The 13,389-nt window shown below is 46.1% G+C and carries 12 protein-coding genes; 7 read left to right on the top strand and 5 right to left on the bottom strand.

Annotated elements, in window-relative coordinates:
* The first annotated feature begins 4 nt into the window (after positions 1–4).
* The 3 genes from OXN25_00235 (at position 5) to OXN25_00225 (ending at position 4,381) form a co-directional block, all read left to right on the top strand.
* On the top strand, positions 5–2,683 hold the full coding sequence (locus OXN25_00235) for a tetratricopeptide repeat protein (GenBank protein ID MDE0423274.1): 2,679 nt from the start codon (positions 5–7) through the stop codon (positions 2,681–2,683).
* 125 nt (positions 2,684–2,808) lie between these two features.
* Entirely contained in the window at positions 2,809–3,678 is an 870-nt protein-coding gene (locus OXN25_00230) for a site-specific DNA-methyltransferase (protein ID MDE0423273.1), read from the top strand.
* A complete protein-coding gene (locus OXN25_00225; protein ID MDE0423272.1) occupies positions 3,647–4,381 on the top strand; it encodes a PmeII family type II restriction endonuclease in 735 nt (244 codons plus the stop codon). The genes OXN25_00230 and OXN25_00225 overlap by 32 nt, the downstream gene beginning before the upstream one ends.
* Here the strand turns inward: OXN25_00225 and OXN25_00220 are convergent.
* The 5 genes from OXN25_00220 to OXN25_00200 all read right to left on the bottom strand — a co-directional run bounded on the left by OXN25_00220 (position 4,362) and on the right by OXN25_00200 (position 9,307).
* A complete protein-coding gene (locus OXN25_00220; protein ID MDE0423271.1) occupies positions 4,362–4,586 on the bottom strand; it encodes a hypothetical protein in 225 nt (74 codons plus the stop codon). The two genes, OXN25_00225 and OXN25_00220, sit on opposite strands and share 20 nt — an antisense overlap.
* Before the next feature lie 282 nt (positions 4,587–4,868).
* Positions 4,869–6,221 (bottom strand): radical SAM protein, encoded by a 1,353-nt coding sequence (locus tag OXN25_00215; GenBank protein MDE0423270.1) that lies wholly within the window; start codon positions 6,219–6,221, stop codon positions 4,869–4,871.
* A gap of 329 nt (positions 6,222–6,550) precedes the next feature.
* A complete protein-coding gene (locus OXN25_00210; GenBank protein MDE0423269.1) occupies positions 6,551–6,715 on the bottom strand; it encodes a hypothetical protein in 165 nt (54 codons plus the stop codon).
* A gap of 152 nt (positions 6,716–6,867) precedes the next feature.
* A complete protein-coding gene (locus OXN25_00205) occupies positions 6,868–8,637 on the bottom strand; it encodes a hypothetical protein (GenBank protein ID MDE0423268.1) in 1,770 nt (589 codons plus the stop codon).
* A gap of 223 nt (positions 8,638–8,860) precedes the next feature.
* The gene (locus OXN25_00200) at positions 8,861–9,307 is read right to left on the bottom strand and encodes a hypothetical protein (protein MDE0423267.1); all 447 of its coding nucleotides are present in this window, start codon (positions 9,305–9,307) and stop codon (positions 8,861–8,863) included.
* Between the two features lie 267 nt (positions 9,308–9,574).
* Between OXN25_00200 and OXN25_00195 the strand changes: the two genes are divergently transcribed.
* The 4 genes from OXN25_00195 to OXN25_00180 all read left to right on the top strand — a co-directional run bounded on the left by OXN25_00195 (position 9,575) and on the right by OXN25_00180 (position 13,324).
* Positions 9,575–9,781, top strand: coding sequence for a hypothetical protein (locus OXN25_00195; protein ID MDE0423266.1), 207 nt, complete (start codon positions 9,575–9,577; stop codon positions 9,779–9,781).
* A 45-nt stretch (positions 9,782–9,826) separates the two neighbouring features.
* Positions 9,827–11,230: an L-seryl-tRNA(Sec) selenium transferase gene (gene selA, locus OXN25_00190; protein MDE0423265.1), complete on the top strand. Its 1,404-nt coding sequence runs from the start codon at positions 9,827–9,829 to the stop codon at positions 11,228–11,230.
* Positions 11,188–12,057: a formylglycine-generating enzyme family protein gene (locus tag OXN25_00185; protein MDE0423264.1), complete on the top strand. Its 870-nt coding sequence runs from the start codon at positions 11,188–11,190 to the stop codon at positions 12,055–12,057. The genes selA and OXN25_00185 overlap by 43 nt, the downstream gene beginning before the upstream one ends.
* Positions 12,058–12,244: 187 nt before the next feature.
* A complete protein-coding gene (locus OXN25_00180; GenBank protein MDE0423263.1) occupies positions 12,245–13,324 on the top strand; it encodes an ABC transporter ATP-binding protein in 1,080 nt (359 codons plus the stop codon).
* Positions 13,325–13,389: the final 65 nt, after the last annotated feature.

Below are 13,389 nucleotides of genomic sequence, written 5' to 3'. Positions count from 1 at the left end.
GACAATGAAAAAAATTTCCTTATCTATCTTCCTCATTCTTCTACTCAATAGTGCCTATCTGTTCAGTTTCGGCGAACCGACGCTCTTTTACATCTTCAACGTTCTGCTCCACGTTGGACTCGGTATTGTGCTGATCCTCCCGTTTAGTATTTATGTCTATAGGCAGTTTAGGCATATTTCAATGCTCGGACGGGCAGGGGTTATAGGAATAGCCGTTGGTATTATCACTGGCGGTTATCTAATGATTGTTGGGGCAACAACCCCCTATCGTTGGCTCCTTATTACACATATCACCAGTGTCAGTGTAGGTAGTATTCTTTTTTCTATTCACCTGTTGAGAGACGATCCCGTTACCACATCCTTGAGAAAAGTCGGTATCGCCGTCCTGATATGTGTCGTCCTTTTCCCGATTGGCGCGAGACTCACGCAGCACTATCTGCCGAACGAAACTTATCTCGTCGAAAACCCAGCACTACCCCCGACGAGTATGTACGAGGAAGGCGGCGGCACAACCGGACACTTCTTCCCTGCATCCGTTGAAACAGAAACAGGTGGGCTGATTCCGACTGATTTCTTTCTCACATCGGAGACTTGTGCAACGAAGGGGTGTCATCCCGACATCTATCGGCAGTGGAATGAATCTGCCCATCATTTCTCTTCTTTTAATAATCAGTGGTACCGGAAGTCAATTATCTATATGCAGGAGGTTAACGGCATTCAACCCTCTAAATGGTGCGGGGGCTGCCATGACCCAGCGATCTTACTCAACGGTGTGATGGACAGACCGATTCGCGAGAATCTCCATACACCTGCCGCACAAGCCGGACTCGCCTGCACAGCGTGCCACTCTATTGAAAAGGTCAAAGATACGATGGGCAACAGCGGGTATGTCATTAAATATCCGCCGCTCCACGACATTGCTGCCAGCGATAACCCGATTGTCCGTAATCTACACAACTATCTCATACGACTTGACCCAGAACCCCATAAAAAGAGTTTCCTCAAGCCGTTCCATCGGCAAAATACCGCCGAGTTCTGTTCAACTTGCCATAAAGTCCATCTTGATGAACCGGTTAACAACTTTCGATGGTTTCGTGGTTTCAATGACTATGACCAGTGGCAGAAAAGCGGTGTGTCTCACCAAGGGGCGTTGTCCTTCTATTACCCCGAAACAGCCAAGAAATGTGTTGATTGCCACATGCCCCTCGTTGACTCCAAGGATGCAGGAAATATCAACGGCAAGGTTCACAACCACCGATTCCCCGCTGCGAACACGGCACTACCTTTCGTAAATCAGCATCCCGATCAGCTCAAGGCAGTGACGGAGTTTTTGCAGAATGAAGCCGTCACATTAGATCTCTTTGCGAACGGTGCGCCGATCCCAACCGACGGGATTGAGGTTACACGCGGTGAAAGCCCGCGCGTTGATGTCGTGGTTCGTACACGCGGTGTCGGACACCGGTTTCCCGCCGGAACGATTGATGCTTTCGACATCTGGTTGGAAGTGAAAGCCACTGATGAGAATGGAAAGATCATCTTCTGGAACGGTAGAATCGCCGCACCCGATGGAAATGGACCCGTTGATCCGAGCGCGCATTTTTACCGAGCGTATATGCTTGATGAACACGGGAATCTCATTAATAAACGGAACGCTTGGGCAACCCGGACTGTCCTCTATTCAAACACAATTCCACCGGGTGCTGCGGATACAGCCCGGTATCGACTCGAAATTCCATCGGATGCTGGGAAAATCTTGACGCTTGAAGCGAAACTTAACTACCGCAAGTTCAACTGGTGGCACACACAGTGGGCTTATGCGGGTGTTCGTGACCCGGAAGACACCGATTTTCAGGTGGGTAAAGGCTACGACGATGGCAAATGGGTCTGGACGGGTGATACCTCAGATGTCGCCGGGAAAATCAAGGCAATCCCGAACCTACCGATTGTTACAATGGCATCTGCCGAAGCAACCTTAAAAGTAGCAGACACATCGGCTGAAGTCGCAGGTGTTACCTCTTCACCTACGACACTTGGAAACATACGCGAACGCTGGAACGATTACGGCATTGGGTTGTTCCTACAGGGCGATCTAAAAGCGGCACAGATTGCGTTTTCAAAGGTGACGGAGATAGAACCGACATATCTTGATGGGTGGGTGAACATCGCCCGCTGTCGAATTGAAGAAGGCGATATGCCAGGTGCAGAAGCGATGCTTGAAAGAGCGTTTGAAATCCAGCGGACCCTGCCACCTGAAAACCCGCACCGCGCCAAAGTTCACTACTTCTACGCCCTTATTCGAGAGGCGGATGGGGATTACGACACAGCCATCGAACATCTCCAACATGCCGCTGCACAATTTCCACGCGACACCCGTGTCCGAAATAGGCTCGGACGTATGTACTTCTTGAAGCGTAACTACGAAACCGCGTTGGCTGAATTCCAAAAAACGCTCACGGTGGACCCAGAAGATCTCGACGCGCATTACAACATGATGCGCTGCTACCGCGCCCTTAAGAATCCTTCACTTGCTGCGAAATCGCAGAAACTCTATCTACGCTTTAAGGCAGATGAATCCGTCGATGCAATCACAGGCATCCCCCGGCGTGCAGACCCCAACGTTAATCTCGAACGCCAACGGATTCACGAACATACGAATAGTTATGAATCTCTACCCAACCCCTGATCTCCTTCCAAATGCATTTGACAACGCTCCTACAATATGCTATACTGATTTTCAGCAATTCAGAACCCTATTTTGTATGCTGATGTCCAAAACATAATACGCGTCGCGTAAGGACTAATCGTTCGATGACAAAAATAAAAACAGACCTTTATCTTGGAGATTGCTTAGAGGTACTCACCCATTTTGATACCGACTCATTCGACCTGATTATGACCTCTCCACCCTATGCAGACCGCCGATCTAAAACTTATGGCGGAATCCGGCCCGATGAATATGTAGATTGGTTTATACCCCGAGCCGAGGAATTCTTAAGGGTCCTTAAGCCATCTGGCACATTCATCCTGAATATCAAAGAGCAAGCCCTTAATGGGGAACGGCATACTTATGTTATTGAATTAATACTTGAAATGAGAAAGCAAGGTTGGTTGTGGACAGAAGAATTCGTCTGGCACAAGAAAAATTCCTATCCGGGCAAGTGGCCAAACCGATTCAGAGATGCTTGGGAAAGATGTTTGCAGTTTAATAAAACTAAGAAATTTAACATGTATCAAGAGGCAGTTATGGTCCCAATGGGAGATTGGGCGGAGAAGAGGTTAAAGAAACTCAGCAAAACAGATCAGAGCCGGGATACATCAAGAGTGGGGAGTGGGTTTGGTAAGAATGTTTCAAATTGGTTAGACCGAAAAATGGCGTATCCGACGAATGTTTTACACTTAGCAACGGAGACCGGAAATCGGAAACACAGTGCCGTTTTTCCGAAATCGTTGCCTGAATGGTTTATCAAATTGTTTACGAAAGAAAATGATTGGGTGCTTGATCCCTTTGCGGGTGCCGGGACAACGTGTCAAGTCGCACAAAGTTTGTTAAGAAATTCTGCAGGTATTGAAATTCTACCGCAGTATTATCAATTAGCACAGGAGAATATCAGTTCGACACAGTGCTTATTATTTGAAGAAACTCAGCATGAAACCCATTACACAACAAGAGATCGCTGATTATGTTCAGGCGAACATTCAGAATTTTCATCAGAGAAGGTTAGATAGCCTCCAAAAATTGAAACTGATGAATGTGGTCAAACGGAAAAATCCGTATCTATTCAAAGCGAAAAATATTAACACGGCAGCAGAATTTGTGACGACCCTTTTAGACGCTCATCTATCTTCACAAGAAGAAGGGATCTTTGGCGGATTTCTGGAGGGGCTTGCGATTTTTATTTGTTCAAAGGTATATAACGGTCAAAAATCTTCGGCAGAAGGCATTGATTTAGAGTTTGAAAGAGATAACATAAGGTATATTGTATCAATCAAATCCGGACCCAATTGGGGAAATAGTAGCCAAGTTGCAAAACTGAGGGACAACTTCAGGAAGGCTAAGCGAATCCTCAGCACAAACACATCGTTGAAAAATGTTGTTGCTGTCAATGGTTGCTGTTATGGAAAAAATCGAACCCCAGATAAGGGAGACTACTTGAAGTTGTGCGGACAAAAATTTTGGGCGTTTATTTCGGGTGATGATAGCCTCTATACTGACATAATTGAACCTTTAGGACATCAGGCAAAAAAGAAGAATGAGCAGTTTGTGCAAGAATATGCTAAAGTTGTCAATAGGTTTACCGCTGAATTCATCGGAACTTTTTGTGACACTGATGGTAACATGCTTTGGGAAGAGATCGTCAAATTTAATTCAGCAGGGCAATAAGGGCTATAATCGCGGCACCAACAGCCGTACACACAGTGACGACAGTCAAAATTTTACCACTGCCTTCTTGTGTCCCTTCCAACTTTCCCTTAATCCACCCAACATCGCGCTCTAAGGTACTCACGCGGGTATTCAGAGATTCTACCTTATTTTCAATTCTGAGTAAGGATTCAAGAACCCTTTCCCGAAAATCTTGATCAGCCATTTCAATACCTCTCCTATGATCTCTGTATTCACTTTTGCAGGACTTATGCAGAAGGCTCTTTTGTAGCATAACCTGTTAGGTTGTGCTATCCAAACGTCTGTGTTTTTCTAAGTGTCTCCATCTAACAGAATGTCTTGCGGTCAAACCTGCGTAAGCCTTATATAAAATAGCATGCTCAAGCCTTCAAATCAACAAAAAAGTTTGTGGACAGCCCTCTCATTAGTCAGATAAATTTTGATAATCGCCCAAGTCTTGGTTTAGCTGTCCACGCAAATTGGGAAATTAAATCAAACCCTCACTCTCTCGTTCGGACTTTGAGCACCGGTTCACATCTTTTGAAAACTCCTTTAAACGTTCAACTTCCTCTTTAAGCATCCACTTGCTTTTGAGGAAAATATTATTGTCCGCAGGATCGAATTCGTACTCCCATTCCTCACGTTTCTCGTAAAGGTTTGTGCCTTTAAGGACATTGAGAGGAAAAACATAGAGTCCACTTGGACATGCTTTTTTAGCCCTGTCGTAACTCCACAGAAAGTCATCAAACGACTGAAACGGCAATCCGAAAATAAGATGCAGGTCGAATGGGACATTGAATTCGTGCAAAATCTCGAATGCCCTATAGATTTTATCATATTTATTGCCGCGTTCAATCGCTTCAGACTCTTCTTCTCGAAAAGTTTGGACCCCAAATTCAAGCCAGATATTGTGATTTTGACAAAATTTCAAGAATTCCACGCCATTTCGCCGACAGAGAAGCTCCAAGCGGCACTGAAAATAAAATCGATTCTGCATTCCCAACGTCTCTATCTTCTTGCAGATTTCTAAGTAATGCTTAGGCTTGAGGTTGAATATCGGGTCAAGGACGTTGATTTCTCGGACATTTTTCTCCTTGAAATACTCAAGTTCTCGAAAGAGCCTTTCATGATTGATTTCGGCCACTTTATGACCTTCCAAACGGAATTGGCAGAAAGAACATCGGTATGGACACCGGCGCAACGTTTCCCAGCGAACAAATTCTTGATTTTGCTCTACGGGGAGGGTCCCACTCAAATATGGGGACAGTAGTTTATCTAATTGGGTGGTAAAAATGCGATTACACTTACCTTGTTTGAGCAATTCTGGTGTGTAAATCGCATACTGGTCTAACAGACCGAGGTCCGGCGTATCACCGCGTCCGAGCGTATTAATCAATTCTGTGAAGGGTAGCTCGCCCTCTCCTCTCACGAAATAATCAACGCCCGGATATTCAGTTGCCAAGTGATGATTGCCATAGGTGACTTGGGGGCCTCCCAAAATAATTATCGTTTCGGGATAATGAGTCTTAGTCCAAGCCACTACATCTGGTACGTATTTCTCATTCCAGATATACGCGCCAAGTGCAAGAAATTTTGGACGATGTTCACCTATGATCTTTTGCACGTCACGGACATCAAAGTCTGGAGAATTCAAATTGAAGTCTTTGAATTCTGCATCCACATGTCCTTTCTGATTTTTCCTGAAGTATGCTTCTATTGAAGCTGAAGAAAGCGGGGTCCTCAGGTCTTTAGGCCGGGTCCAATCCAAAGAAATAAACAACAGATTAGAGTGATTTCCCAAATAAGTTTCAACGGGCCTGCCGATAGAACGCGATTTCATCTAAATCTCCTCTTATGTGAGTTCACAAGGATAATGTCAATTATCCCTGCTAAAGTCGTGAACAGATTCGTCATCGCACGATTCCAAATGGAATCAAGAGTGAGGCATTACAATCCCCAAAGTGCTGGATTAACTACTATAACAAAATGTGGAGGTAAAGGTTGATAGTGAAAGAGATACCACAATCAACCCTACCTATTAATCATTAGAGTGGTCAAGAGCGTGAATATTAATCCACAAAGTATGATATCCTAACTGATAAAACGAAATGATTGACAGAAAGGTTTACATCATAAAAACACATAGCATTGATCAACCGTTATCAGCAATTATTTCCCTTTTCCTTTAGATGGAGCATTGTTTCTTCCGCCACCAGAAGGTTTTCCAGTTTTGCTTGGCCAGCCACCAGAGCCCTTACCTTTACCGACTCCTTGGTTGCTGCCTTTACCAGCTCCGCTCTTACCGCCTCCGCGGCTGCTACTTGATTTCGCCATCTTTCTCACCTCCTTTCTTATCAAAATTCATTACTTCACACAAACATTTGTTTGCAGTAATGTTCTATCCGTTGCATATATAGAGTCCACTCACATAAAAAGGATAGTAAAAAAAATTTAATGTTATATTTTTCCACCTTTTCATGGGAAAATTACCTTTTCCACTCATAACGATCATCTTTCTCCCGCGTCCGGTGTAACTCTTTTCGGCGCGTCCGCATCGCGCCAGCCCGATCAATCTCTACATCGAGCGTCATTAAATGTGCTTGACGTAGCCACCAGAACGCCTCAAATAACGGTCGGCGTGGTGATGCGCCTTCGTCTAAATTCGGTTTACGCCTATCTAAGTGTCGAATCTGTTTGTGTGCCCGTTTGGCGAGTTCTTTAACCGTTTCGTCCGGATCGTTGTTCAGTAACCAAAACAGCGTCCGATGCGCTCTGCCGCCGGGATTAACCCGCAGTGCTGCCAACGCTTGAACGTAACACAGTCGCCATGCCGGGCGCGGTTCTATGAAATCCGCATTGGCATAACCTGAATTTTTATTCTTTTCCTTCGTTCTGAGTCGCTCAAGACAAAACTTTGCGAACTCCTCACGTAAGTTCTGTAAGTGCGGATCCTTTTGTAATTCATTCTGTAGGTGTTGCGGATACATTGACATCCCAATCCATAACGGGATTTGACTGTAGGGATAAGGCGGATCCTCCTGTCCAGATTCATTCCAAAAACTGAGATGAGATGCAACCGCTTGCGCGTTCATCTCCGTGAAAGCCAATAATAACGGTTTCAAACGTTTCCACGGTTCCGCAAAAACCAATAACGCATAAAAAGCTTTCTGATAAAAATCGGAAACAGGTGACCCTGGAGAATCCTCACTTTCAAAGACTTCAGGCGTATCCCTGAGCACAGACCGCAAGATACCGATATGTCGCGATGCACTCTCAACAAGCCGATTTCGTAATTCACCAGAGAGTTCGGATTCCAGACCGCCGTTACTCCAACCATAAATTAACTGAGAGAGCCTCCACCACGCTTTAAGCAGAGAGGAACGTTCATTACTCAATTCGGGCTGTTTTTCGGTAAGAAATTCCAGAAACGGAATTAACTCACGTGCCACAACTTCCCATCCATCATTCAACGGGTCTAAACGTTTCTCCGGAGGTAACCTCATCATAGCGTTGTCGATGGTGTTCAGGAGTCCAAGTATTTTGTCGCCGAGAACATCATCTGGAAAACTGGAAAAATCTGCAAGTAATGTCCCTAACTTCACCTTGTCAGAGCGTTTTTCATTATCGCCAAACCGCCAGACGAGCCAAAATTCCAATTCCTCTGAATCAAGACGATCATTGCTGGACCAATTTCTTCGTGGGATCGGATCTAATCGATCCAAATTGACTAACTGAGATAGAGGCACTTCTTTTGTCAAAAGGAATGGCAATAACTTCTCAAAAGCCGAGAATTTTGTCAGTTGATCCAAATTCAAACTTTGAGGACAGAACCGTGCATGCTTCTGAAACTCTGTAGCCCATTCAGGACTATCTGACAATCCATCTGACTCCTTGAGTTTAGTATTAGGTAGAAACCACGTCGGATAATACCCTATAGTTCCAAGGTTAAGCATACAACTAAAGAGGAGTGCTAAACGGGTTTGACAGTCTTTCTCAGTTTGAACTACTTCGGTTAACTTTTCTACGATCTTCGGGAACAGTTGTTCAAAGAGATCCATAAAACCGTCTCTGAATTCAGAGACTTCGTTTGGATCTCCAAAGCAGTCTGGACGTTTAAAAACGTCAACAAGCCACTTCTGGTCAATCCGCGAAAAACCAGCATTCTGAAGATGTTGCTTTATAACTGATATTTCTTCCTCAGAAGAATCATCTAATGGGAAAACAGGTCCTGAGAGACCATTTTCGGCTTTGCACATAAAAGGCTCCTTTTTTCCTAAAAGGAAACAAAGCTATATCCTATGAAAAATCCGATACATTCGAACTACCAACCCGTAGGATTCTCCGACTCAAGAAAAGCCGAGGACCGGAAGAGATGCATAAAACATCTAAGCGACGAGGTCAGATTTTACATTACTATTCTAAGTATAACACAAAACAGAGTAGATATCAAATTTATTTTCAACACTATTAACAATCGCGTTAGCCTAACCACGACCGCATCGCTTCTTGTCTAACCTTTTCAGCTTCTGTCAAGACTGCCTCTAACCCCCCAAATGGAAATGAATACCAACGTAATAACTGGTTGAACTTTGCAACGATATCCTCAATAATGTCTGCAGGCACTTGTGCTTGTAAAAACAATAAGCCTTCATGCAAGGTGTCTATATCAAAAATACTCACCTGTTCATTCATGCGTTCAAGGCCGCCTAAATCAACAGCATCGTGGGTTAGACTTACTATGGTATATGCGAAACCCGTATAGATATCGTGTTGCTCCGAGGTCATTATATCTTCTGTGGTATCGTCACAATATGCCTCCGCGAAGACTTCCGAATCTATACCGATGGACTCTACCCAAACGTACATCTGTGCGGTAATCTGTTCTTCAAGAGAAAACAAATCACGCGATAATTCTCCACCTGTCACGGTCTTCCTCCTTGCTTTGTGTGTTGACGCTATGCTCGCGAAGCCTCTTATGTTTCCCAAGGATGTCAGTAATATTAAAAAAAACAGTAGATGTCAAACTTATTTTTAACATCATTAAGAATAACATAAAAAATGGCAGCAGCCAAATTATTTGGGACCTTCAACTTTGAAAACGATGTTCTCTGAAATCCCTTTGACAACGTTCCGACAATATGCTATACTAACAGAGGGAATCCAAAGACCTAAGACTTGGACAGGAGAACATTTATGCTTAATATCAACCCGCAATATCTTGTCAACCATAAAGGTGAAAGAACCGCCGCCGTCCTGTCAATGCGGGAGTATCGCCTTCTCATGCAGCACCTTGAAGATTTAGAAGACATTTTAGACATGGACACTGCAGCAAAAGGCGAGACCCACTTTCGGGACTATCGTGAGATTCAAGCCGAGTTAAAAAAAGAAGGCAAACTTTGAACTCACTAACGCTTTACACCGTCCGTTTAGAATGTCAAGAGGAATATGATAGATAAAACCCTCCTCCGGCAATTGCCCGCCATCGAAAATCTCCTAAACACACAGGAGATGCTCGACTTGCAGGACACTTACGCCCGCCCGCTCGTGACAGGGGCACTCCGCGCCGTCGTCGCGGATGTCCGAAGCAGTATTCTAAGTGGGGATCTCGAACAACTCCCAGAACATACCGAATATGCCGAACAGACGCGCCAGAAAATCGTGGAAAAGATTGGGGCACGCATGCGTCCTGTGGTCAATGCAACCGGCACGGTTACACATACCAACTTAGGCAGATCGTTGCTAAGCACGGCTGCCTGTGAAGCGATTCAACAAGCGGCGCAAAACTACGTTAACCTTGAATACGATCTCGCAACAGGCGAAAGGGGACATCGCGATAGAATCACTGAGCCACTCCTGCAACAATTGACTGGTTGTGAGGCATCCACGGTTGTGAATAACAACGCCGCCGCAGTCCTGCTTGCACTCCAGACAATGGCGCGCGGCAAGGAGGTCATCGTTTCACGCGGAGAGTTGATTGAGATCGGTGGCGCATTCCGCGTGCCTGACGTGATGGCAGCAAGCGGGGCAGTCCTTCGCGAAGTCGGCACGACGAACCGCACGCATCTCCGAGATTACGCCGAGGCTATCACTGAAAATACGGGATTGTTGCTCAAGGTGCATCCGAGCAACTATAAAATCCTCGGCTTCACTTCAACGCCGACGATGGAAGCATTAACGGAACTCGGCGCACAGCACGGCATCCCGACAATGGAGGATCTCGGAAGTGGTGCACTCATTGACATGACGGTTTATGGTCTTCCGCACGAGCCACTCGTCGGAGAACGCATCGCCAGCGGCGTTGATGTCGTCACTTTTAGCGGCGACAAACTACTCGGCGGCCCGCAGGCAGGGATCATCGTCGGTAAGTCGGAATGGATCGAAAAGATGCGTAAGAACCCGATGATGCGTGCGCTACGGGTAGATAAACTCATCATCGCCGGTTTGTCAGCCACCTTGCAACGCTATCTCATTGGTGGAGAAACCATAACAGAACAGTTCCCGATGCTTAACCGCTATACGCGCGCTGTAGAGGTGCTTCACGCTGTCGCAGCAGAACTTAGAACGCAACTGCAAGAACGCTTTGGCGAAAAAGTTAGCATTCAGGTTTCAGAGACCTTCGGACAGATTGGAAGTGGCGCGCTCCCTGTTGAGACCTTACCGAGTGTCGCGCTTGTTCTTGAGCCGCTGGATGTTTCCGCCGAACTGCTCGCCTCACATTTTCGAGATGCCACAGTTCCCGTCATTGGCAGAATCAAGGACGACCGCTTTTGGCTGGACCTCCGCACTATCTATGAAAGAGAACAGGCTTGGATAGTCGAAACCGCTACAGAGGTCGCAAAACTGCTATGACGGGTGTATCAAGAATCCGCAAATTGCGTACTGCAGCAGGTTTATTTCTGATTTGTTGCTTCAGCGTCTGTGGCTTTGCGTGCGGGCAGGATTCTCAGCCTACCACTGAACCCCTTACAGAAATCATCTCCGAAGTCGATGGTGCCATAATGGTCCTAATTCCTGCAGGGACGTTTCAAATGGGTTCCACTATTGGCGATAGCGATGAGCAACCCGTGCATACTGTGAGTCTCAACGCCTTTTACATGGACATGTATGAGGTAACGAATGATCGCTATCAGAAATTCGTTGAAAGCACAGGTTATCCGCAACCGCCACTGTCCCATAATCCGCGCTTCAATACCCCTGATACCCCCGTTGTCCGTATGAATTGGCGCGATGCAGTCGCGTATGCAGCGTGGGCAAACAAACGGTTGCCTACTGAAGCGGAATGGGAATACGCTGCACGTGGCGGTCTAGTTGGCAAACGATACCCAAATGGTGATATAATAACTTATGTAGATGCGAATTTGGCTGGCGTAGGTGAAAGGGACAAATGGAAATGGACAGCTCCGGTTGGCAGCTTCCCGCCCAACGGCTATAATCTATACGATATGGCGGGCAATGTCTGGGAATGGTGCTTTGACGAATACAACGACGAATTCTACAGCCTGAGCACACAGAATAACCCGCGCTTCGGCAGAGAACAGGCACCCGATAACGAGAACTTCCGTATCCTGCGAGGCGGCGGATGGGGTGGTGCACCCGAGGATCTCCGAGTCGCAGACCGATGGTATCACCTTTCATCCGGCAGTACAATCGGTTTCCGATGCGTGAAAGACTTTTAATTGATTAAATATAGGCGTTGTTCCACTTCGTTTCACAACGGTTTTCAGTTAATTCAAGAACCTGCTTTAGGTGTAAAGTGGCACTTGACTAAGATGGAACCACCGCGTAATGAAATTGTGAGTGATTAGCGAACAATTTGTCTTAGCTTTACATTTGGAGCGGTGACCAGACTCAATAGTTAAAAATATGGCAGTTGCAGTTGAATTAACCCATGTCACAAAAGCGTTCGGTACAACACTCGCTGTTAACGACGTGAGTCTCAAAATTGAGGAAGGCGAGTTTTTCTTCCTCCTCGGTCCGTCGGGTTGCGGTAAATCAACCTTCCTCCGTATCGTCGCCGGCTTCTATAAACCCGATACCGGCGAATTGCGGTTTGACGATACCGTTATGAATAACGTCCCACCCCATCAGCGTAATACAGGCATGGTCTTCCAGAACTATGCGCTGTGGCCCCACATGTCTGTCGCCGAAAACATTGAATACGGACTAACGCTTCGTAAACTCGAAAAATCGGAACGACAAGAAAAAATTACGCGCGCGCTGGAGATGGTGCAAATGGAGGACTATCACGACCGGGCGGTCAACACGCTTTCAGGTGGACAACAACAGCGCATCGCGCTTGCCCGCGCGCTTGTCATTGAACCGAGTGTCTTACTCCTTGACGAACCGATTAGCAATCTTGATGCGGCACTCCGACAGCAGATGCGCGACGAAATAAAACAGATTCACGACCGGACGAATATTACGATGTTCTACGTCACGCACGACCAAGTGGATGCCCTCTCTATGGCGGATCGGATGGCGATTATGCAGGACGGCGTGATCATTCAGGTCGGGACACCGCGCGAAATCTATCAGTTTCCAAGAAACGCCTTTGTGGCGAGTTTTGTCGGGGAAACCAATTTTATTGCCGGTAAAGTCCAGCGCGTATCGAATGGCACTGCTACAATCGAAACACCTGTCGGCGCACTCCATTCTGAAACCATCTATCACGAACTCGCACAAGGAATACCCGTGCAGTGTTCAATTCGACCAGAGGCACTTGTCATTGGCGGCGTTCAGAACGGCAATAATCGTGCCGAGAACAGAATAGAGGCAAAGGTGACAGCCGTCAATTATTTGGGGAGAGTAGAAGAATACCAACTCGTAGCTGCTGACATTCCTCTCAAAGCCGTTCACTACAACCCCGGCACCGAAGCGAAAATACCGGGTGATACGATCCAACTTGCAATATCAGCAGAAGCGGTTATCCCACTGCCAGAATAGGAAAGCTTTCTAACTACGTAGTGTTTACATTTTGTTAGCAGTGATCAATATAGCTGCGAAATAAA

The sequence above is a fragment of the Candidatus Poribacteria bacterium genome (genome assembly GCA_028820845.1).
In the GTDB taxonomy this organism is placed as follows: Bacteria; Poribacteria; WGA-4E; order WGA-4E; family WGA-3G; genus WGA-3G.
The sequence above is the reverse complement of the archived record's forward strand: the minus strand, read 5'-3'. Positions and strand labels throughout refer to the sequence as shown.